Genomic DNA, 20,553 nt, shown 5'->3' with positions numbered 1-20,553 from the left:
TTATGTCTCACATCACTTGTGCAAACGGGTCCAATAAAAGAACCAAAGCAAGCGGTATGAGAAGCATGGTGGCATTGTCGTCAATGTACCGCAATCGTGGCCATTCAGCGATCATGCAGACAGGCGCAAGAAGCAATGCAATCCAAATCGGGGTGTCAAATTGCAGTGAGCATGCAAGCCAAATTGCAAGGATGACTCCAGTTGATACAACCATGACTTGGCGTGTTCCAATTCCTTTTCTGCGTAATTCTCCCATGAGCGGGTCTCCAAAGGCCAGTGAGATAATCAGTGGGTATGCATAGGCTTCATGGGGTACCAGCAGCAAAACCATTCCAATCCCAAAAGCCCCCCACGCCAAAGCAGATACCTGTTTCGCTTCGTAATCGCGCTGTCCAAAAATGGTGATTCCATACCGCAAGCGAATGCTTTCCGCTATAAGTGCAAACAGGACGACGGACGCAACGACTTGGTCCAATTCCATGCTGACCTTAGAGGCCACGTCATCTCCAAGTCTAAAGTAGAGAAGTGGAATCGCAGCCATGCTCAAATGAATGACTCTACGAAGGATGTGACCATTCATTCCACCAACGGAGGTTTCAACCGGGTTTGTTAATTCAACTTGACCGCTCATCAGTGTCCCCTAACAAGACAGTCAATGCGTTCTCAATATCAATTGTACCCTCTGTGAGAAGGTCAAGACATTCATTGTATGATGGATGAGTCACAAGCCGTCGTTCATGACTCGCAAGCAATCGCTCTCTCATTCGTGCACGGGTTGCTCGGTCGGATGCCTTGAGGTGAAGCAACAGGTCGGATGCCGGTTCAATTCCGATGCCATGTAGGCCCGATGTCAGCAAAACAGGGGGCGCTTCGCTTTGTCCAAGGTTGAAGGATTCTTGAAGTTCCGAAGCATGCTTTTGCGCCCCGTCAAGGTCTGCTTTGTTGACGAGTACAGCGTCCGCCAATTCGAGTAACCCGGCTTTTTCGGCTTGAATCCCATCTCCTCTAGCAGGCCCTTCTACGACGATGATGCGGTCGGCTACTGCCGCACATCGCAATTCTGATTGGCCGGAGCCCACCGTTTCAATGAGGACTCGATTCCACCCGCATGCGTGAAGGAACGAAGCCATGTCCTCAACGATCAGTGGTACGCTTCCAGAAGCTGCCCGTGTTGCGATTGAGCGGACATAGACGTGATCTTTGATTTCCGGGTCGTCCACAGAAGTCATTCGTACTCGGTCGCCAAGAAGGGCGCCGCCGGTTCGAGGGGAACTTGGGTCGACTGCGAGCAGAGCGAGTTTGTGACCCTGCTTAGCCCAACGCGTCATTAGTGCATCTACTAAGACTGATTTTCCAACACCTGGTGCGCCGGTAATGGCCATGGTGCGCCATGTTGGTTCAGCGGTATCCCTCTGCGAAAACGGGTCAGTCCCCTCATGAGTAAACGTTCCGTTTTCTATGGCGGACAACACTCGTGCAAGGGCTCGACGTTCGCCGTTGAGCGCACGAGCAACTTCGTCTTGCATGTGAGGTCACCTCATGCCTTGGATTCCCAATGCCAGTCGGTTCCTTGGCCAACTCCAGCATCGCTCATAGCGTTCGCATGTTGGATGAACTCAAGGATTTCAGAGGTTGGCGTTCCTGGTCCGAAGATTGCTTTGATGCCCGCACTGAACAGTTCAGATCGGTCTTCATGGGGAATGATTCCTCCGCCGAACACGATCACGTCTTCCAGTCCCTCGTTCACCAGCAATTCACACACTTTTGGAAAGAGGTGGCTATGGGCGCCAGAAAGGGATGAAAGCCCCAAGAATCGGGCATCTTCATCTCGAACGGTCTCAACGATTTGTTGCGCAGTCCGGCGAAGGCCAGTATAGATTACTTCATGGCCAGCGTCACGAAGCGTACGGGCAACGACCTTGGCTCCACGGTCGTGACCGTCAAGTCCGGGTTTGGCGACAACAATACGTAGCGGTTGGGCCATGAACTGAGGAACAGGCGCCTCCCTATCAACACACCCCTTGGGGCAAACTTGAATCCGGCCTCAACAGCCGTTTTCACGGATTTACAAGAGCAACGCATAAGGGCGGCGTTTTCATCCATCCGAAGGGGGAAGTCCATGTCAAGTACAGAAGACCGTCTAAAAGACCTCAGAAATCGCAAGTCTCGAAGTGAGGCTGGAGGAGGTCAAGCACGTGTCGAAGCCCAACATAACCGGGGTAAAATGACTGCTCGAGAGCGCCTTACAATGCTTCTGGATGACGGGAGTTTTCAAGAAATTGATGCTTTGGTTGAACACCGATGTCGTGATTTCAACATGGACAAGAACGTGATCCCCGGAGACGGGGTCGTTACCGGCCACGGTACAATCAACGGAAGGCAAGTGTTTGCTTTTGCTCAAGACTTCACTGTTTACGGGGGTTCACTCGGTGAAATGCACGGGCTTAAAATTTGCAAAGTCCTTGACATGGCGCTCAAAACCGGTCGCCCCGTCATTGGAATGAACGATTCAGGCGGAGCTCGAATTCAAGAAGGGGTGGCTTCGCTTGGTTCCTATGCAGAAATTTTCTTCAGAAATGTAAGAGCCTCTGGCGTCGTCCCTCAAATCTCAGTGATTATGGGTCCGTGTGCTGGAGGCGCAGTTTATTCTCCAGCCATCACGGACTTTGTCATCATGGTCGACCAAACAGCGCATATGTTCATCACTGGACCAGAGGTTATCAAAACCGTAACCAATGAAGTCGTATCGTTTGAAGACCTCGGAGGAGCGTCAACCCACGGGTCAAAATCAGGCGTGTCCCACTTTACTGCCTCTGACGATGAAGACGCCATTTCGATGGCTCGTGACTTGTGCGACCTGCTCCCCCAAAACAATCTTGAACGACCACCGGTCAAGAAAACCAACGATTCAAGAGACCGGTTGTGCGACGCACTTGACAGCATCATTCCTGAAGATTCATCAAAGCCCTACAATGTAGTGGATGTAATCACTGAAGTCCTTGACGACGGTGGTTTTATGGAAGTTCAATCCGAATGGGCGCGAAACATCGTTATTGGATTTGGACACTTGGACGGGAATACCGTTGGTGTGGTGGCCAATCAACCACAAGTTCTCGCAGGTTGCCTCGACATTGATGCCAGCGATAAGGCAGCTCGCTTCGTTCGGTTTTGTGATGCATTCAATATTCCAATTCTCACCTTTGAGGATGTACCTGGGTTCCTGCCGGGGACCAATCAGGAATGGGGTGGAATCATCCGACATGGTGCAAAACTTCTCTATGCGTTCGCTGAGGCTACCGTTCCAAAGTTAACGGTCATTCTTCGTAAGGCGTACGGCGGAGCGTACGATGTGATGTCCAGTAAGCACATTCGAGGCGACTACAACGTGGCTTGGCCCAGCGCTGAGTTGGCCGTGATGGGTGCTGATGGGGCAGTTGAAATCATTCATCGTCGCCGAATCGCTCATTCCCGCAACCCGGAACAGGAGCGAGAACGGTTGACTGAGGATTTCAAAGAAACATTTGCGAATCCATACAAGGCAGCAGCCCTGGGTTATCTTGATGATGTGATCGAACCGAATCAAACACGCCAACGCTTGTGCAGGGCGCTTGCCATGCTCAAGGACAAGGAAGAACTTCGTCCCGCCCGAAAACATGGAAATATTCCCTTGTGAGTTGAAATTATGGCTGGAAAAGACGATGAATTACGAATGGCAGCCATTGCTGCTGTGCTTGCCGCTACAAGGCAACAAGGTGAAGACCCAGCCGAAATAGCCCGTCGCCCGGGGATGCCTTGGTCCCAAGATCATCGACGAATGGTTACTGGCCGCTCGTCTCTCATGCACGCTCGAAGCCAACGCTCACCATGGAGGTAACCTCATGTCAGAAACACGAAAGGTCATTGTCAACGGCACGGAATACGAAGTAGAACTCGAGGGTGAAGGCACATCTTGGAAGGCAACTGTTGAAGGAAAAACTTACGAGATTGAAATGCCCGATGCCCCTCCTGCACCAAAGCAACGTCGGTCGGGTGGAGGTAAGAAGAAGAAATCGGGAACGGTTTCAGCCAATATTCCCGGAAAAGTTGTTACCGTTGAGGTCTCAGTGGGTGATGAAGTTGCAGAAGGTCAAGTCATTCTCATTCTTGAGGCCATGAAAATGCAAAATGAAATCCAAGCACCTGTGACGGGAACCGTCATTTCAGTTCATTGCGATGAAGGAGAGGCAATCGAAGCAAATGTACCCCTCGTCGTAATCGAGCCTATTCCCGAACCCGAAGCGGAAGAATGATTCTTTTTCGCTGGTTAGAGGCAAGAGTTAATCAAGCATAGAAGGGCTGACTGATATATGCCCAAAGAACCCGTCTGTGATTTACCCGGATGCGGAGAAGAGGGGACCGTGGTTTCTCGGCTTTCCCCAGAGGGATATCTCGTAGCAACCGGAAAGAAGGCCTACTCGTTTCGAGAGGCTTACCGCCGCTTCCATTATTGCTCCAACCACCATGATGAACTCATGGGTGGGGTATGGTCCCGAGTCCGCAAGCCCGATGACAAGAAAGATGGGCACGTTGCCCCTACAGCAATCTAATGATTGCGCAGTGGTGAGGCTGATATACCTTCTATGCCTAGGTTAACCATGGCGCAACATCCTAATCTTGAGAACCAACGCTCAGCAAGTTCCATTTCAGTTGTCTTCTTGCTGGTTTTATCCTCCCTTGTGGCATTAAGCGCTCCAAGTGTTTCTGCGGTTGGGCCAAACCAGAACGACCTCAATTCTGGTGGTGATTTACCGGATAATACGACGGTGAACATCACGAATTACATCTTCTCAGGCTCCTACAACGGAAACGGTGAACTTGACTACGGGGACGATTCAGATTACCTGAAAGTTGCATTGTCCGCAACTCAAGGACTCTCAGCCTCACTTTCATTCCCGTCGTCGACGACCTTTTCAAATGGAACAACCGTCACCAATGATTTTGACCTTCTGTTTTTCGATTCCTCGCTGAATTATTTGGATGATTCGTACGCTTACAATCCTGAGACGCTCACAACAAATACCACTGGGTCCACCGGAGGAATGGTCTACATCCAAATTTACCGATATGCCGGTGCAGGTACTTGGAATCTTACCTTGAACAAATTCACCGTCAGTAGCGGCACAGGAGGTAATGGTACCGGTGGTAGCGGAAGTTCCATCACAAATTGTTCAGGAAATGGGACAACCGCCCCAGACATCCTTGAACCCAATGACTCCATGACAGCAGCGACGTCTGCTTCACTGCTTCCGTTGTTTTGCTCAGGCCTTTCCATTCATTCATCCAGTGACGAAGACTTCTTTGAAATCGATATGATCTCAGGAGTCACCTATTACGTGAACTTGACCTTCACTCATGCTAACGGTGACATTGATGGGCAGTGGATGGACTCCAGCGGCAGTTCCCTTAGTCTAGCTGGATTTGGTTCGCTTGGTTCTGGATCCGATAACGAAGCAGCTTCATTTACAGCAACGACAAATTTCACATCCTATCTGAGGGTTTTCTTGTACCAATTTACCACCGCAACATCGAACATTTATGACATTGAACTTTCCACCGATAACCCAGGTGGTGGCCAAAGTGTGGAAAGTGTTGATGTGAGCATCAATAACCGAACCTCAGCCACTCTTTCGTTCTCTGGGCTCACCATCGGAACGAATTATTCGTACAACTCCTCTTACGGACAGTTGTACCTCGATGAGACCGAGGCCTGGACTTCCTCATCCAGCGGTACCTTCAATGCTACAAATACCACATACATGGTGAACATCACCACGCAGGCAACCTTTGATGAATCCCTTATGATGGTATCATCCACACTCAGTGATGCTTCAGGAATGGCCTTGAATAGCGACGAAGATGAAGTTTATCTTGAAATGGTCGTGGCGTCTCCGACGTCATCGACAACGGGTGATATTTCGCTGACCAATCTTTCCATCGGCACGGATTATTCCATGCGTTGGATCGTTCTGGATTATTTAGAATGGGAGAACAATTTATCTGTTTCCAATGATACAAATGCCGCCATTAACGCCTCCATGATCGACTCGGACGATTGGACCTTCACGCCCACCGTCACCTCAATCAATCATCAAATCTCTTGGGCAGGACCAACCACAATGAACGACCACTTGTTCTACGTCGAACTCTCCCTCAACAACTCGGTTATCGATATTGATACCAATGACAACGTCACCGGGGCTCACTTTAGTGATTTCGTTCCGCAACTTCCTGCTTTGGTCATCAATTCGTACTCTGCAAGTTCAACTGCTGCAACGAACAACGTTCGTGCTGAAGGATTGGATTTGGTGACGGGTGACAGTTACAAGTATCAATACCGAGTTGAGGATTCTTCTGGTGCTAACCTCGCAGTTTCGACCATGACTTCAGTGACTGCAACCGCACAAAACATGTCCCTTCCATACTTCAACTACACAACCCCTTCCTCTTCGGGAACATACTGCGTCTTTGCAGACCTCTATTCGTCAGTGAATGTACAACTGATTGGTGACTCCGATTGTTTCATGCTCACCTTGGATGACGACAATGACGGTGTTGCGAACGAGGTTGACCAATGCCCAAACACATCGGTTGGCGCAACAGTCGACTTCTACGGATGTGCACTGGACCAGAAAGACAGCGACGGTGACGGATACAACGACGACATTGACGCCTTCCCCTACGATTCGAGCCAATATTCAGATATGGATGGAGATGGCTATGGAGATAACGCTAGCGGCAATTCTTCAGATGCCTTCCCGACCGACTCGACTCAATGGTCGGATGTTGACGGTGATGGTTATGGTGACAATGCAAATGGGACCTACCCTGATGCCTTCCCGACCGATTCGACTCAATGGTCAGATTCCGACGGAGATGGCTATGGGGACAACGCCAGCGGCAACTATCCCGATGCCTGGCCAGCGGATTCCACTCAATGGGAAGACTCTGACGGAGACGGCTACGGTGATAACCCGTCTGGGACAAATGGAGATGCTTTCCCGACCGACTCCTCTCAATGGTCCGATTCAGACGGCGATGGATACGGTGACAATCCTGCAGGGACATCACCTGACGAATTCCCTTCGGATAACACTCAGTGGGAAGATGCCGATGGAGACGGTTACGGAGACAATCCAACCGGTACAAATGGCGACCAATTCCCGACCGACTCAACGCAATGGTTTGATGAAGATGGAGATGGCTTTGGTGATAACCAAGCAGGCACAGATCCTGATGCATTCCCCAGCGATTCCTCGCAATGGTCGGATTTAGACGGCGATGGATACGGTGACAATGCTGCTGGATTGAATGGAGACGCTTTCCCGAACGACCCAACTCAGCATGCCGACCAAGACAACGACGGCTACGGTGACAACGCAAGTGGGGTGAACGGTGACCAATGCCTCGGAACACCACCTGGACAATCTGTGGATTCAACTGGATGTGCGGCTTCTCAATTGGATGCAGATTTGGACGGAATAGACGACGCTACTGATGCTTGCCCCGACACGCCTGCTGGAGAGCAGGTCGACGATGTTGGCTGTTCCTCAAGTCAAGAAGACGATGATAATGACATGGTCATGAATGCGTTTGATGCATGTCCAAACACTCCACTTGGCCTTCAAATTGACGCAGCAGGATGTGCACTCAGTCAACTTGACACCGATAAGGATGACATCACTGATGACCGCGATGACTGTCCTACTACGACCGCAGGTTTGCCGGTTAACGGTGTAGGTTGTGCAGCAAACGAGCGTGATACAGACGGTGATAACGTCGTTGACGCCAGTGATATCTGCGATGCAACCCCAACCAACGAAATCGCAGATTTACAAGGCTGTGCTCCTTCTCAGAAGGATACCGATGGCGATGATGTAAGTGATGATGTAGACACTTGCCCTGGAACAGGGAACGGATTGACCGTTGATCTTCTCGGCTGCGCTACCAATCAGCTTGATGCTGACAATGACGGAATCTCTGATGCAAATGATTTCTGCCCCGTCACTCCTACCGGTGAGCAACCTGACAATCAAGGCTGTTCATCGTCTCAAAGGGACGAGGACATGGATGACATCATGAACAATATGGACCTCTGTCCGGACACCCCCACAACTCAGCCTGTGGACCTTGATGGATGTGCAGAACAGCAAAAAGACGATGATAAAGACGGCATTAAGAATCATCTGGACAACTGCCCGAACACACCGGTCGGAGAACTGATCGATACGAGCGGTTGTGCATTGTTGCAGTTGGACTCGGACGGAGATGGTGTGAGCGATGCAGAAGACGATTTCAAATTTGATTCAAATCTGTCAGTGGATACCGATGGGGATGGAGTTGCGGACAGCATGGATGCATACCCTGAAGATGGCACTCGCTCCGTCGCAGAGGCGGTCGAATCTGGAAACGGTATGCTCTACGGCATCATCACATTGCTGATTCTTGCTCTCGTTGGTGGTGGTGGATTTATCTTTATGCGCAAACCGGATGATGCTTCAACCATGTTTGATTCCGCTTCTTCACCTGATGCAGCATCGGAACAATTTGCGGCAAATGAAGAAAAATCACTTCCATCCATTGAGTCTGTCTCTGAGCAATGGGAAGAGAACGGAGTGCACTGGTCCAAGGATGCTGAGGGCAATTTGTCGTACTTTGACGCAGCTTCACAAGAATGGATTCCATACCAATCGTGAGTGCTTTTCATGAAGGTTCCCAGCGAAGGTGTGGTGAACGCTGCTGGTTCAGATGAATTGTATCTTGGTTTTGTTTGGGGTACCACGCGAAAAATTCTAACCGGTATCGCCATGGATGACTTTTCTGGAGATGGGTACGCTGGTGAAGGCGGAAAATCCAATGTCATGTATTATTTCGTTGAAACAACAGGTCATTATGACGGGTCATCCGACATTGGCATCAATCCTTGGTACGATATGAAGGATGAAGTGTTCTATGACGTTGAGTAGTTCGTATCACGTCAGAACTTCGAGCAAACGATCTTGCTCAGCGGCCATTCGCAATTCCATTGCAATACGTCGTCCACTTGACATGGGCTTCCTCCATGTTGCATTTCCATAGGGGTGGCCTACGCTAACGTGGACGTTGGTGCCTCCACCCAGACGAGGTGCAACATCGTAGATGTAGTAGTTCATGTCCTTGTCAATGCAGGTTTGGAGGCAAAATGGACCCACAATTCCCGGGTCGTAATGTTCTTTGCTTGCTTCAATGAATTTCTCTCCCAACTCAAAGGCTTTCTCAAGGAGTGATTCTCGGATGGTCGCAGTGTTGTGTCCAACAACGGTCATCTCAGGGATTTGTTGATGGAGCGGCATGGTCATTTGCTGTGGTGCAGGGAGTCTGACATGTCCGTCAAGAGACGATTCAAATCGCCAGTCAACGCCCAGAAGTTCCAAACGTTCCCCTTTTTCAGCGAGGGGGCTGTAAAAGAAGTTCAAATTGAAGACTGGGCCGATGACATACCGTTCAATTCGGGCACCATCGAGTGATTCTTGGTCGATGACACCTTCTGCGAGAAGTGCGGCAGACTTCTCTTGGTATTCTTTATACGATGCGCAAGTGAAGAATCCACGCTCAAGTTTCTTTTGTGCGTGGTGGAGTTTGACGATCACCAAACAATCAATTTCCTCGGGTGAAGGTATGGCTTCAGGATACGGGAGTCCTGCTTTCTCCAAAATCCAATAATAGTCTTGTTCTTCCGTTCGCTCTTCCATGCGGAGCATGTTTCTTGACCCAAACATCGGGACGCGGAAATTGTCTTCAATATCTGATATTTTGGAATACGAAGTAAACGACCGATTTGGGATGTAAATGACGTTTCTTTTCCTCATTTCAGCTTGCATGCTCGGCTTCATCACGTCGTTAAATTGGTCGAGAACAATGGCCTTGTCAACCATCCCTCTGACGACTCGGCCCGATGAACTCCGGTGGGTTTTGAAGTAATTTGCATAGGTTTTGTGGCGTCCTTCCTTGCAATAAGCCACGGTTGGAAAGCCCTCTTCAATAGCACCGTCACAGATGTCCAAGGCAGAATGCGATGCAGTCATGCCGATCCGCAATTTAAGGCGGTCATACTCTTCTACGATTTCAGCAATTTCGTCGTTCTGAATCATCAGGCTCACCTTGCTAAACTGATTGCTGTTAACGGGGGTCTTTGAGGTGTTCCCCATTTCATTCTTCAATCAAAACGCTGAAGTTGCATCAATTCTTCTGTTGAAAGTGTTTCACCAGAGAGCAACTTTGCCATCAGATCTTGAGTTTCATTGCTTGCGGTTGGGCGTTGGCCTTGTCCGGCACTTGCTCCTCGCATGGCTCGCAAGATGTCTTGAATTGAGTGGAGGCATCGCAGAGATACAATGTACAAACTGTGTTCCTTGTCGGCTTCCTTCTTCGAAGTTCGCAACCGTCGGTGAGCGGCTTCGGCCTTCTCACGTTGTCGGTCAACTTCTGAGTTCCATTCAATCATCAAATCGTGAGCACTCTGAGCAGCTTCAGCCGCTTCCTTCACGGCGTTGTGAGCATTATCCTGCTTGGCCATGGCTTCTCGCAGTGCTTCGTTTCCTTCAGTTTCCCCGCTTGCGGTTTGAGAATCCTTTAGTTTCCGACGCTTTGCACTGAGTTCCTTCATTTTCTTGAAGTACTTGGTTTCGTTTTTACCCTGGTGCTTACCTTGTTCAAATTCACGCTCAAGTCGTTCCATGGTCCGAGTCAAAGACTGTACGGTGTCAGGGCGGATTGGTCGTCCACGCTTGTCCAGTTGCGGAGGTGCTTCAGGTTGAGTGCCTCTGATGGTATCTTTTGCATCTCGAACCATTTGATTTGCATCTTCTCGTTCCTTCTTTTTGTCACGAACTCGTTCGTTCATGTTGTCTCTGAGTTCACGTTGTTCACGAACCTGAACAATCAGTTCACGGACTTCGTTGTTGAGTTCGTTTCGGATTGAGGTAAATTCCTTGGTTTTCTCGTTCCAATCATCTCGAATTTCGCGGTGATGCGTGGCCTTTTCGTCAACCATTTTTCGTCGCTCGTTCAGAAGATCTTTGAGTTCTGCCATTGTTCATCTCACCTGGTCGCAGAAGATTCCCATCTTCCCGCATCCACGGGGACTTTGCTCCCCCATTTAACCCTTCATGGACCGATTGACGCAGATGTGTTGCTGGCTAGGCCAGGTTATGCAGCGATTCATGGCATGTTTCGGCAGTTTGGCGAACCTCTCCAAGATTGGTTGAGGGTCCGCAGTGCACGGCGAGGTGAAGGCGTTTACCACGGTGGAGGATGACTGAACCATGCTCCATAATGAAGGTAAGGCGGTCTGATTTCGAAGAGGCGTTCAGTGCAGAGATCCAACGCGACATTTGTCCGTCTTCATTGGTTGCGTCATCCTCGGAACGGTAGATGACGAAACCATCGTTCTCAAACAGAGTGACGCTTTTTACTCCGGCAGTTTCCACAAGCGGCTTCATTGTTCGCTGGAGCATGGTTCATCCATCAACTGCGACAGCGAATAAGACTTTCACTCATTCAACGTAGTGAAGAAGAGGCCCTCGCATCATGTATCCCAGACCGGATTGATAGTATCCTTCAAGGTTTTTTTGAACCGTCAGACCGCGCCGTTGATAAAATCGTTGAGCCCTCGTATTGGTGGCTTTGACTTCAAGTTGAACGCGCTTGTATCCTGCCTTGAGGGCAGCATCCACGAATCGATTCCAAGCCTCGCTTCCAAGTCCGCTGCCTTGCCTCTCGGAATGTATCACAAATGCAGCAACTCGGACGATGTCATCCATGAAGGGAGTGGCCCACAACAATCCGATAATTGGACTCTCATCGCTTTGGGTTTCTTCTTTGAGGATCAAATTCCCTTCCCAGTTTGGTATGGGTAAATGACGGACTGATGCATCAGAATATTGTTCACCGGTCTCTTTGAGGAACAGAGAAAGGACTTGGCGACATGCATCCGGACTCATGTGTTTCGGTTCAATGCCTTGAGTCCAAACAGGCGATGACACGAGTCTCATTCCCTCTTTGTTTCCTTTTTGCCCTGACCCCGTTGACCTCGGCGAACTTGATAATTTGAGGATTTGTTCTTGTTCCGCTTCCCTTTTCGTTGTGACCGAGGGTCGTCCTTGCCGGCATTCATGTTGAGGACTCCCCCATGCTGCAGCAACGTACTCAAATCATCCATTGAAAGCGCTTCACCTGCATTCATTTTCTTCTTGACTTCACTCGGTTTTGGCCCTCGGGGTTGATGCTTTGGACTGCGGTCGTTTCGTCGTGGTTTCTTACTTCCCTCTTTGATCCGCATCCATGACTCAAGTCGACCTTTTTCGCGTCGAAGCGACTTTGATGCTTTCCGGTTGGAGCGGATGTTCCGTTTGATTTTTTTCTCGGCTTTGTTGAGATGCTTGATGTTGCCGTGAAGGGGTTTTTTGATGTAATGAATTTCCCGGTTAAGTCGGTCAACTTCCTTTGCAATGGGGTGAATTTCTTGAAGTTCAAAGAAGAGTGATACAAGTTCTTGCTCCCGCTCAAGCTGTGGAATGTTCATGATGTCCAATTGCTCTGTGATTCGGCCAAAGGTTTGTCGAAGGGTTTCGGAGACTTTAGGTGATGAGATCACGATATTGTTCACCAGTTCATCTCTTTTCTTGATCAATTCGTCCAATTGGGATTTGGACTCACTGATCTCGGTAGACACCGTTTCCTCGTCTTCAATGGACCCTTCGGGGGGGGTCGTTCGTTTTCCGAGTGCAAATTGTATGGCTTGGCCTATGGAACGCCGTTGCGAACTCAACTTCTTTCCATCTTCCTCAGACCTATTGAGTTGGTCCACGGTTTCCTGGTGGAGTGCATTGACCTTGTCCATTGACAGGTCTCGTAAATCTGCAAAGAGGTCGAAAGGTTGAATTTCAGCACTCTTTTCTTTCTTACTCAGTTCAGTCCAGGTTGCCCCATTGAGCATGCCGACCCAAGCCTTGAGAACTTCTTCCCGAATGGTGAGGTATCCAGAAGGCCTTAGCACTCGACTCAGGTCGTGGTTTAATGAAAATGGGTCTTCAATCGGCATGCTGTGTTCTCCAAGCCTCCGGTCCAGGTGGTCCGGTAGGAGGGTCCATGCATCGGGTTCTCCTTCTGCCCAACCCTTTTCGCTTCGTGAAACGGTCCCACCGTTTCGGATTGAAACGACATCGTGCTCAAATGGCCAATCAAAAACAAACCTTCGGATGAATGAAACAAAGCATGTAGCATGGTCCATGTTTGGTTTCCAGGGCGATACAGGTTTTGAGTGAAAACCAACATCGTAGGTGTCATCTAAATCAAGAACATTTGGCTCCGCATTTTTTTGCAGATTGGGCAGGCCAATTTGTGGGTCAGCCTGCATGCTTCCAATGGCAAGGAGGGTCCATGCGTACGATGAAAGCGTACCCATGAACGCTTGATTGATGGCTCTTGATGACGCCCAATATTTGATCGAAAGGACTCCGTTGCGAACCATCGGATGGGTGTCTGCGTAGGCACGTATCAATTCAGTATTGTATAAAGCAAGTTCATTATTGACTGAGATATCAATGGGGAGCCCCGTTTCAGGATCTTTGAATTTGATGATGGGTACTTTCGCTCGCCCAATCACTTCAATTTCAGTCATGTCCAAATCATTCAAGATGTTTCGAACTTTGTTCAGGATTTTTCGTGGGGATGGGGCATCGACGACCAGGCACAGGTCCAAGTCGCCCACACCCAGGGAGGTCCGAGACTGTGTTGACCCAAAGGCATGGAGTTGGCTTCCGTTAAGTTTCCTCTCGATGTTCCGTTTCAGATGCTGATAGATTCGGTCTCTTGCTTTCGTCTCTTGGTTGCTCATTCTTGAAGTGCTGATGGATGCTTTAATTTCTTCAGACAAGCCTTTCAAGTAATCGGGGGCGATGGCATCGATGTCTCCTAATTCAAGCGTTCCGAGCATATGGGAATGCAACAGTGGCCACTGCTTCTGTTGTGCAGCTGAAAAACCGGTGTGGGGGCAAATCTCACGATTCATGTTGAGAGCCCCTGTTTGTCTTTTTTTGCCGGGATAGGGCGTAACTTGAGGCCCCTCCTTGCTTCACCCTTTGTGCGTCAACGAGCAAATGGTCGAACCCCTGTTCTAAAACGGATTGCCAGTACTCAATTGAGCGTTGACAGTCATTCAACGCCATGGTAAGTCGCTTGGTGCGCGAGTCACTTCTTCGGCGAAAAAGTTCATTCTCAAGGTATTCATGTTCTGATTGTTCTGCTTTTTTGATAAATTGCTCGCGTTGAACGAGCAGTTCTTGATGCTCAGGCGTACCTTCTTCGAGGGATTTGAGTTGTTCTGAAAAGGTTTCGAGTTCCGATTTTTGGAGGTCCCTTCGTTGTTTTGCATCCCGTGCTAGCCCCTCCGCGATTTCCTTCTCATCTTTGCGCGCGTTGAGCTGCTTTGGAATCATTTCAGCAAGCCGTTCTCGGCGATGTAGGATGGCCCGAATCAGGACATCGGGCGCGACTTCCAGCAAACGCTCGTCCTGCATTGATTGCGGGGGGCAGTTCAATGTTGAATAAAGATGCCCTCACAACATCTTTCGGCGTGAAGGTGAAGAACCCCTTCAAACAACCATGACCATGGCCGGAGGCGATGTAGCAGTGGAGAGGCGAGTCCCTCTCCTCATCGTTGCCCTCTTTCTGGTCTCTATGGTGCCCTCTGCGCACGCTGTAGCTGGAGCGGGCGTCATCGACATCAACAGTCTTGGTCTCACGGATTACGACACATTTTCTTCTGAAAATTATTCCTTTACGGTAGAACTTCACGAAACCGATGGTGGGTCTGCTGACTTGAACCTCAACGTGACCGTCACGACATTGGAGGGCGCGATTCTTCAATCTCTTCCAAGTCAAACCGTCAACCTCGCTTCGCTTGAGCAGCGTAACATAACCGTTACCCTGACTTCACTGGATTATGGCTACAGTTTGATCCATCTCGGATTGAGTGGGGACGTTGGCGTTGAGAACAGCACTCAGTCGCTTAACCTTTCGCGAACCATCCAACGGCTTCGTCCGCTATCAATTGGTTTGGGGGCTGCAGGAAGTTTACTTTCTCAGGGAATTGATTCTCTCGGGGCGCCAACAGGAAACCTATCGGTCAATGATGGGGATTTCATTCAACTCCAACTCCCAGTTATCAATCAAGGCGATGTCAATTGGTCCGGTTCGGTTGATGTTCACATTGAAAATGGTGGCCAAAATGAATCGATCATCCTTCAAGGTATGAGCGTCGATGCAATGTCTTCGTCATACGCAACGGTCACATCATCGTTTCAACTCGCCGAAGGCAGTATGGAATGGTCCTTTGCCCTCAACGGGACCTTGGGCGAAGACAACGGAGCCCACACGCAAAACGGAAGTGTGATGATTCTCCCTCCGCCACTTCCACTTCTCACAACCGTCCTTTCCTCAAACGCAGTGGAAATTAATGCTGGCGAGGACTTGGTTTTTGAACTGAACGTCACGAACTCAGGTGATGTTGATTTTGGTGGCATCATACAATGCAGTTCTCCAAGCCAGATTCTTCTGACAACCTCAACTGCAGTTCCATCAGGCACGTTTGTCATCTGGCAGTTTAACATGACTGCAAAGCCCGTAACCGTCGTGTGTGTGCTCCAAGAAGGAAGAATTTCAGCCTCATCAACGCTTCCTCATGAACTCACTGTAGAGATCGAATCAGCCTCTTTTGCTTCTGCGGGGTCCACCACTCCCTCCCTCACAGGAGGGCCTTGGCATCAAGGTGATGCTCTTCGTGCCAACATGCTTATTCGAAATGTTGGAGACCTCGAGGGGCGCGTGAGAATGGTCTTGGTGGACCAAGATGGTAGCTTGGGGAATCAACCTTCGACAGGTGATTGGGTCACGTTAGATTCAGGAGAAGCCGGTGAAGTCTCCTCGAGTTTCCTCTTTCTTCACTCAGGTGAACATTCGCTTCAATGGTCCTTAGAGAGCGATGACGGTAGTCTGGCTGGGGTTTATGGAGGGAATTTCACTCTTCCAGTTAACCAGCAACAATCCATCGGTCTTGACATCGATCAACTCACTTGGTCCCAAGAGTCCGGTGTTGGCTTTGAAATCAGCTTTGACCTGGATGAAGGCAAGCCTCGTGATGTTTTCGTTCAGTTGGGGTATGAAACAACTGAATCGACGGTTTACCTCTATGAATACACTCGGACTTTGGAACAAGGGACTCACACTGAAGCATTCACATTCGGTCACATAACAGCAGAAAAAATCGTGCTCAAGGTTTCTTCAACGGATTGGGCCATCGGGCCGGGTGCCCTCTCAACGACGGCATCAGTCCCTACCGAACGAACAAATTACTGGATTGAAATGGACCCTGTTCCAGTTCCCATTCTTCCAGTGGAGGGCGATTCCGCTACCCTCCGATTAACACTTTACCAATCCGGCCCTATCTCTAGCACCACTGGGGAAATTATTCTGAAAGATGCTTATGATGAAATTCTCGCTACGGTGAATTCTCCCACTTGGGGGACTTCACAAACTTCAACATTAGAAGTGGATTTGGTATGGCCTAAGGGCTCAAATGTTGTGATCCATGCTGTTTGGTCCATTGATGGAGAACTCGTGACGGTTCAGGAATCCTTCGTTTCGGGCGAATCCACAGCAGAGGAATCCAATTCTCTGCCTTGGGGCGCCATCGTCTGGGGAATCGTATCAGGTACGGTGATTGCTCTTGCTTTACGGCTGAGAATGAACCGTGAAGAATCCACTGCTGAAGTTGACGATTCAACTGAACCGTCCCAAAGTCCCAAGCCGTCCAATTCCCGTTCGAGCCAAGAAAAAGTGGAGGTTCAGTGTCCAAAATGTGACCGTCGCCTTCGCGTTCCTGCAGATTACTCGGGCTCGGTAGGTTGTCCAGATTGTTCCAACAAATTCGAGGTTCATGGCGAGGTCCAATCGGAACGTGAAGATGAGCCCTCGGATTCAACATCAGTTGAGCCGACAGAAAAGCCTTCCAAACCAGAGGCATCTAAGGACGGTAAGATCGAAATTTCATGTCCCGACTGTGCTCAAACGCTACGAATCCCAGGTTCATATGAGGGTTCTGTGCGTTGTCCCGCATGTACGAAAGTTTTCAAAGCAAAGGACCGCAAGTAGAGTTCACAGGAGGCATGTATGTGGTAGGCCATTTTCAAGAATTCGAAGATGAGTATCTGGAAACCATGTATGAGTTTTACGAACAGGATCCGCTTCAAAGAGTACGAACGGGTGACCTTGCATCACGCCTTGGTGTGGCGCCTGCATCCGCAACTGAAATGATTCAACGGCTCGCCGCTCGCGGATATTTGGAATACATTCCATACAAAGGGGCAAGTCTGACAGAATCCGGACTGGTTCACGGTCAAAAAATGAAACGGCGGCATCGTCTTGCAGAAGTTCTTCTTGAATCCCTTCCGTTTGATGGTAATGCCCATGAAACTGCGTGTCGTCTGGAACACGCCATCGATGATGACCTCGAAGTTGCGCTTTCCCGTTTGATGGGCGGCGTGATGGTCGACCCGAGTGGGCGACCAATACCGGCGCCTACAAAAGATATAGAGCAGAGGATAGCGATTCATCCAACATCATTCTCCCTTGATTTACTTGAACCAAATCAAACCGGCTCAATTCTCGCGTTCCTGTTGCCTAAAAACATCATTGACGGTCTCCAATCGAGTGGCCTTGCTGTTGGTTCAACGGTTGTCCGTGATGATGAGGGCAACCTGATTGTTGAGGGGAAACATCTGATGCTCTCGGAAGAATGGTCAAAAGCCATATTTGTCCAGTTATCAATGGAATAGGTGTGAACACTTTAGAGTAGGGATTGCCCAACCCAGCCCATGGCAGAGGACGGTGAGGACGACCTTGTTCCTCTCGAAACCGATGATGAAGCTCCTTCGAGAGGTCGCTTTGGATTCCGACCAGCCGAATCCATCATCCACGCCATCGACCGACAAATCGTCAGTTCAGGATTGCGTTTGATCATGTTTCTGCCTGCGTTTGCGACCTTTACATACTTCGCAACATGGGCTTTTTCCCAAGATTCCCCATCTTGGTGGGCGGATAACATTGAACCGAACCTGGGTATGACGTTCTCAACAGCAATGGCCAGTCTTTCATTCGTCGTGGTTCTCGGATTCATCCTTGCGGTCGGATTCCACCGGTACCGTGTTGGGATTTCTCTCCTTGAATTCCATGAGCAAGTGGATGCATCAAACAACGAACACCGCTCGGTACAATCGTTGCACGGCTACGATGGACTTCTCTATCAACTCGAAAGTTCGATGTCCCATCACACCCGTTCGCTTATCTTTGCCGTATCTTCTGCAGCCATGCTTTTGATGGTGCTCTACTTTGAAAGCAACAGCCTTTTCGGAAAACTGTTCCTTCTTGCCTCAACATCTTTTCTCGTACTCTCAGTAGGTCAGCATTTACCAACTCGCTCTACGCCGTTTAACATGGTTGACCGAACCGGTCTTCTTTCAGCATACTCTCCTCCAGTCCATCCCTCAACACTGAACATGGTGTTCAATGACCTATTGAAAACCCATATGGACCCGCTTCTTCGTTCCCAATACGATGATTATATCAAAGAACTTGAATCAGGGTTCAAAGGAAACATCAATTCACATTTCGCCCATGAAAAGTTCCTGATGACCCTTTACCGTCATGCTACTGGACTGGATCGGAAAACACTTGAGTCAGAATTGAGTGAAATTCTTAACAAAAAGGGCATGGAATTCGTTTTCTCTCATCAAGTATTCACTTTGGAAACATGGCTCGTCCTCATTGGGATTATCTCTCAAACTTGTCCTGCTTTCTTCCGAATGGTGGACCGTTTGAAACAGGACTTGGAGTCCGGTCGTTCTCCCGCTCTGAAGGACCTCATTTTCGAGGTGGACATGGAAAATGTAGTCTCGGAAAAAGCAAATCTTTTCACATTATTTCACAATTTGTCCAATGAAACGCGAACCGTTGTCTTCCGCATCCAAACCCCGAATTTTCAACCAAAAGACCTGGCACTAACCTATCGCCTTGAGCCTGGTCAAAAATATTGGTGGTCAAGCGAGGCATTGCCCCTCGCAGCAAAAGGGAATGAAGACGTATTGGGTAAGATGTCTGGTTTGCTCAAAGACAGCACTGTGTCGTGGCAGACCCTCATCCCGATCACTCATGGAGATGCCACAGTTTCCGTCCGTTTGGAAGAAACCAACGGAGAATTGCTCCTTGGCCGTCAAATCAATGTTCGTGTCCGGTCTGAATTCCGCCAATGGCTGCGTACGACGGGTTCCTTCGTGGCTTACATCTTCGGTGGATTTGGCCTTACGGCCTCGTTTTTCTTGTTTATCTACCACATCTTTAGCGGCTCGTTTTGACCGTCATGGATTGTTCCTTCAATCCATAGGCTTGAAATGCACAACCAAGTGGACAGTGCATGCGCGGGCAGAGAGACGATGGCCAACCCAACCCTGATGCAGAACTTCAGGACCAACTCCAGACGATGGAGGGCAGGGTCCGCAAGATGCGTGAGAACCGTAATTCCCAACGAGAACAGGGCAAGGCTGTTGCTCAGAAGCGGAACGCGGTTCAAGAGCAGTACCGGGAGCACAAAAAGAAGCTGGACTTGATGAAAGCTGAACTCGATGCAATCCATGCAGAGCGCAACCTCCACAAAGCAAAGCGTGATACCATTCAAGCACAACTCCGTGAACTGATTGGGCAAGCAAAAGGACGACGAAGTGAGAAAGGCGATAAGAAATCTGCAACCGCGGAATACTCTCAACTCATGAGCGAAATCAATTCACTAGAAGAGAAATTTCAAACCACTTCCTCAAGTACCAAAAAAGAGAAAGAAACCATGGAGCGCATCAAGCGAATGAAGCGCCGTGTGAGTGAATTGGAACCTGAAGTGGTTAAATTCGAGATGGTCAGCGTGGACCTATCAAACCTTGACGAGGCCATTAAAACCTTGAAATCCGAGGCTGATGATGCTCACAAAATGTTTGTTGAGGCATTGCAACGTGCCGATGCTAAGTGGGCGGAGTACAAGGAAGGTCTTGACCACCGCAATTTCTTGAAAGCTGAAGGCGACCGACATCACCTCGAGTCTGTAGAGTATCACGAGAAGGCCAACACCATCCACGCTAAAATCGAAGAACTCATGGTCGATGTAAACAAAGCCCGTGAACAACTCAATCTCGCGGTTGAAGAACGGAAGTCTTGGATCTCTGAACACAACAACGCCGTGAGGGCTGAGATGAAGACAGGTGCAGAGTCCGATGAAGTCGCAGAAAGCCTCGTTCAATCCCTTTTGAAAGATGGAGAATTGATGTTTGGTGGTTTGGGCAAAAACGACACTGCTTCATCCGCTACACGCACGACCCCTTCTTCAAAGAAGAAGAACATGCGCCGTCTTGGTCCAATCCGTCGCCGTTGAGGTGGTTC

At 49.4% G+C, this 20,553-nt stretch carries 19 protein-coding genes; 10 read left to right on the top strand and 9 right to left on the bottom strand.

The genetic code is table 11. From position 1 onward, the window contains the following. Positions 1 to 7: 7 nt before the first annotated feature. The 3 genes from AAA857_RS00470 to AAA857_RS00460 are packed head-to-tail and all read right to left on the bottom strand — an operon-like array spanning position 8 to position 1,984. Positions 8 to 631 carry a hypothetical protein gene (locus AAA857_RS00470; protein ID WP_338171973.1) on the bottom strand — a complete coding sequence of 208 codons (624 nt, stop codon included), beginning with the start codon at positions 629 to 631 and terminating at the stop codon, positions 8 to 10. Beyond that, complete coding sequence (locus tag AAA857_RS00465; RefSeq protein WP_338171970.1) at positions 615 to 1,526, bottom strand: hypothetical protein; 912 nt, start codon at positions 1,524 to 1,526, stop codon at positions 615 to 617. Before AAA857_RS00465 ends, AAA857_RS00470 begins: the two co-directional genes overlap by 17 nt. 11 nt (positions 1,527 to 1,537) lie before the next feature. Then, positions 1,538 to 1,984: a cobalamin B12-binding domain-containing protein gene (locus tag AAA857_RS00460; protein WP_338171968.1), complete on the bottom strand. Its 447-nt coding sequence runs from the start codon at positions 1,982 to 1,984 to the stop codon at positions 1,538 to 1,540. Positions 1,985 to 2,119: 135 nt separating this feature from the next. On the opposite strand from AAA857_RS00460, the gene AAA857_RS00455 reads away from it, so the two are divergent. Genes AAA857_RS00455 through AAA857_RS00430 form a run of 6 tightly spaced genes read left to right on the top strand, consistent with a single transcriptional unit; the run spans position 2,120 to position 9,002 of the window. Then, positions 2,120 to 3,673: an acyl-CoA carboxylase subunit beta gene (locus AAA857_RS00455; RefSeq protein WP_338171966.1), complete on the top strand. Its 1,554-nt coding sequence runs from the start codon at positions 2,120 to 2,122 to the stop codon at positions 3,671 to 3,673. Between the two features lie 9 nt (positions 3,674 to 3,682). Then, positions 3,683 to 3,874 carry a hypothetical protein gene (locus AAA857_RS00450; RefSeq protein ID WP_338171964.1) on the top strand — a complete coding sequence of 64 codons (192 nt, stop codon included), beginning with the start codon at positions 3,683 to 3,685 and terminating at the stop codon, positions 3,872 to 3,874. A gap of 4 nt (positions 3,875 to 3,878) precedes the next feature. Next, a complete protein-coding gene (locus tag AAA857_RS00445) occupies positions 3,879 to 4,289 on the top strand; it encodes a biotin/lipoyl-containing protein (RefSeq protein ID WP_338171962.1) in 411 nt (136 codons plus the stop codon). 57 nt (positions 4,290 to 4,346) lie between these two features. Next, entirely contained in the window at positions 4,347 to 4,586 is a 240-nt protein-coding gene (locus AAA857_RS00440) for a hypothetical protein (RefSeq protein WP_338171960.1), read from the top strand. 48 nt (positions 4,587 to 4,634) lie between these two features. Next, positions 4,635 to 8,732, top strand: a complete 4,098-nt coding sequence (locus tag AAA857_RS00435; protein ID WP_338171958.1) for a thrombospondin type 3 repeat-containing protein — start codon at positions 4,635 to 4,637, stop codon at positions 8,730 to 8,732. Between the two features lie 9 nt (positions 8,733 to 8,741). Beyond that, positions 8,742 to 9,002: a hypothetical protein gene (locus AAA857_RS00430; RefSeq protein WP_338171956.1), complete on the top strand. Its 261-nt coding sequence runs from the start codon at positions 8,742 to 8,744 to the stop codon at positions 9,000 to 9,002. Positions 9,003 to 9,008: 6 nt separating this feature from the next. On the opposite strand, the gene AAA857_RS00425 is transcribed toward AAA857_RS00430, so the two are convergent. The 6 genes from AAA857_RS00425 to AAA857_RS00400 all read right to left on the bottom strand — a co-directional run bounded on the left by AAA857_RS00425 (position 9,009) and on the right by AAA857_RS00400 (position 14,594). Then, positions 9,009 to 10,166, bottom strand: a complete 1,158-nt coding sequence (locus tag AAA857_RS00425) for a formate--phosphoribosylaminoimidazolecarboxamide ligase family protein (protein ID WP_338171954.1) — start codon at positions 10,164 to 10,166, stop codon at positions 9,009 to 9,011. A 65-nt stretch (positions 10,167 to 10,231) separates the two neighbouring features. Further along, on the bottom strand, positions 10,232 to 11,107 hold the full coding sequence (locus AAA857_RS00420) for a hypothetical protein (RefSeq protein ID WP_338171952.1): 876 nt from the start codon (positions 11,105 to 11,107) through the stop codon (positions 10,232 to 10,234). Positions 11,108 to 11,213: 106 nt separating this feature from the next. After that, positions 11,214 to 11,516, bottom strand: a complete 303-nt coding sequence (locus AAA857_RS00415; protein ID WP_338171950.1) for a hypothetical protein — start codon at positions 11,514 to 11,516, stop codon at positions 11,214 to 11,216. A gap of 54 nt (positions 11,517 to 11,570) precedes the next feature. After that, positions 11,571 to 12,068 (bottom strand): GNAT family N-acetyltransferase, encoded by a 498-nt coding sequence (locus AAA857_RS00410; RefSeq protein ID WP_338171948.1) that lies wholly within the window; start codon positions 12,066 to 12,068, stop codon positions 11,571 to 11,573. Continuing rightward, the gene (locus tag AAA857_RS00405; protein WP_338171946.1) at positions 12,065 to 14,086 is read right to left on the bottom strand and encodes a nucleotidyltransferase domain-containing protein; all 2,022 of its coding nucleotides are present in this window, start codon (positions 14,084 to 14,086) and stop codon (positions 12,065 to 12,067) included. Before AAA857_RS00405 ends, AAA857_RS00410 begins: the two co-directional genes overlap by 4 nt. Then, the gene (locus AAA857_RS00400; protein ID WP_338171944.1) at positions 14,076 to 14,594 is read right to left on the bottom strand and encodes a hypothetical protein; all 519 of its coding nucleotides are present in this window, start codon (positions 14,592 to 14,594) and stop codon (positions 14,076 to 14,078) included. The genes AAA857_RS00405 and AAA857_RS00400 overlap by 11 nt, the downstream gene beginning before the upstream one ends. A gap of 91 nt (positions 14,595 to 14,685) precedes the next feature. Between AAA857_RS00400 and AAA857_RS00395 the strand changes: the two genes are divergently transcribed. From AAA857_RS00395 to AAA857_RS00380, 4 genes are read left to right on the top strand one after another with little or no spacing between them, the layout of a single operon-like run. Further along, entirely contained in the window at positions 14,686 to 17,226 is a 2,541-nt protein-coding gene (locus AAA857_RS00395) for a hypothetical protein (protein ID WP_338171942.1), read from the top strand. Further along, positions 17,190 to 17,909: a metal-dependent transcriptional regulator gene (locus AAA857_RS00390; RefSeq protein ID WP_338171940.1), complete on the top strand. Its 720-nt coding sequence runs from the start codon at positions 17,190 to 17,192 to the stop codon at positions 17,907 to 17,909. Before AAA857_RS00395 ends, AAA857_RS00390 begins: the two co-directional genes overlap by 37 nt. 39 nt (positions 17,910 to 17,948) lie before the next feature. Next, positions 17,949 to 19,484 carry a hypothetical protein gene (locus AAA857_RS00385; protein ID WP_338171938.1) on the top strand — a complete coding sequence of 512 codons (1,536 nt, stop codon included), beginning with the start codon at positions 17,949 to 17,951 and terminating at the stop codon, positions 19,482 to 19,484. Between the two features lie 59 nt (positions 19,485 to 19,543). Further along, positions 19,544 to 20,545 (top strand): hypothetical protein, encoded by a 1,002-nt coding sequence (locus AAA857_RS00380; RefSeq protein WP_338171936.1) that lies wholly within the window; start codon positions 19,544 to 19,546, stop codon positions 20,543 to 20,545. The last annotated feature ends 8 nt before the right edge of the window (positions 20,546 to 20,553 follow it).

It is taken from the genome of Candidatus Poseidonia alphae, from assembly GCF_943787815.1.
GTDB classification, from domain to species: Archaea; Thermoplasmatota; Poseidoniia; order Poseidoniales; family Poseidoniaceae; genus Poseidonia; species Poseidonia alphae.
The sequence above is the reverse complement of the archived record's forward strand: the minus strand, read 5'-3'. Positions and strand labels throughout refer to the sequence as shown.

Bases quoted from the DNA above. Each gene is read 5' to 3' on its own strand.
- AAA857_RS00390 (WP_338171940.1), top strand. From the start codon at position 17,190: ATGTACGAAAGTTTTCAAAGCAAAGGACCGCAAGTAGAGTTCACAGGA.
- AAA857_RS00425 (WP_338171954.1), bottom strand. From the start codon at position 10,166: ATGATTCAGAACGACGAAATTGCTGAAATCGTAGAAGAGTATGACCGC.
- AAA857_RS00470 (WP_338171973.1), bottom strand. From the start codon at position 631: ATGAGCGGTCAAGTTGAATTAACAAACCCGGTTGAAACCTCCGTTGGT.
- AAA857_RS00405 (WP_338171946.1), bottom strand. From the start codon at position 14,086: ATGAATCGTGAGATTTGCCCCCACACCGGTTTTTCAGCTGCACAACAG.
- AAA857_RS00455 (WP_338171966.1), top strand. From the start codon at position 2,120: ATGTCAAGTACAGAAGACCGTCTAAAAGACCTCAGAAATCGCAAGTCT.
- AAA857_RS00410 (WP_338171948.1), bottom strand. From the start codon at position 12,068: ATGAGACTCGTGTCATCGCCTGTTTGGACTCAAGGCATTGAACCGAAA.
- AAA857_RS00395 (WP_338171942.1), top strand. From the start codon at position 14,686: ATGGCCGGAGGCGATGTAGCAGTGGAGAGGCGAGTCCCTCTCCTCATC.
- AAA857_RS00445 (WP_338171962.1), top strand. From the start codon at position 3,879: ATGTCAGAAACACGAAAGGTCATTGTCAACGGCACGGAATACGAAGTA.
- AAA857_RS00435 (WP_338171958.1), top strand. From the start codon at position 4,635: ATGGCGCAACATCCTAATCTTGAGAACCAACGCTCAGCAAGTTCCATT.
- AAA857_RS00415 (WP_338171950.1), bottom strand. From the start codon at position 11,516: ATGAAGCCGCTTGTGGAAACTGCCGGAGTAAAAAGCGTCACTCTGTTT.
- AAA857_RS00380 (WP_338171936.1), top strand. From the start codon at position 19,544: ATGCGCGGGCAGAGAGACGATGGCCAACCCAACCCTGATGCAGAACTT.
- AAA857_RS00420 (WP_338171952.1), bottom strand. From the start codon at position 11,107: ATGGCAGAACTCAAAGATCTTCTGAACGAGCGACGAAAAATGGTTGAC.
- AAA857_RS00385 (WP_338171938.1), top strand. From the start codon at position 17,949: ATGGCAGAGGACGGTGAGGACGACCTTGTTCCTCTCGAAACCGATGAT.
- AAA857_RS00465 (WP_338171970.1), bottom strand. From the start codon at position 1,526: ATGCAAGACGAAGTTGCTCGTGCGCTCAACGGCGAACGTCGAGCCCTT.
- AAA857_RS00460 (WP_338171968.1), bottom strand. From the start codon at position 1,984: ATGGCCCAACCGCTACGTATTGTTGTCGCCAAACCCGGACTTGACGGT.
- AAA857_RS00450 (WP_338171964.1), top strand. From the start codon at position 3,683: ATGGCTGGAAAAGACGATGAATTACGAATGGCAGCCATTGCTGCTGTG.
- AAA857_RS00440 (WP_338171960.1), top strand. From the start codon at position 4,347: ATGCCCAAAGAACCCGTCTGTGATTTACCCGGATGCGGAGAAGAGGGG.
- AAA857_RS00430 (WP_338171956.1), top strand. From the start codon at position 8,742: ATGAAGGTTCCCAGCGAAGGTGTGGTGAACGCTGCTGGTTCAGATGAA.
- AAA857_RS00400 (WP_338171944.1), bottom strand. From the start codon at position 14,594: ATGCAGGACGAGCGTTTGCTGGAAGTCGCGCCCGATGTCCTGATTCGG.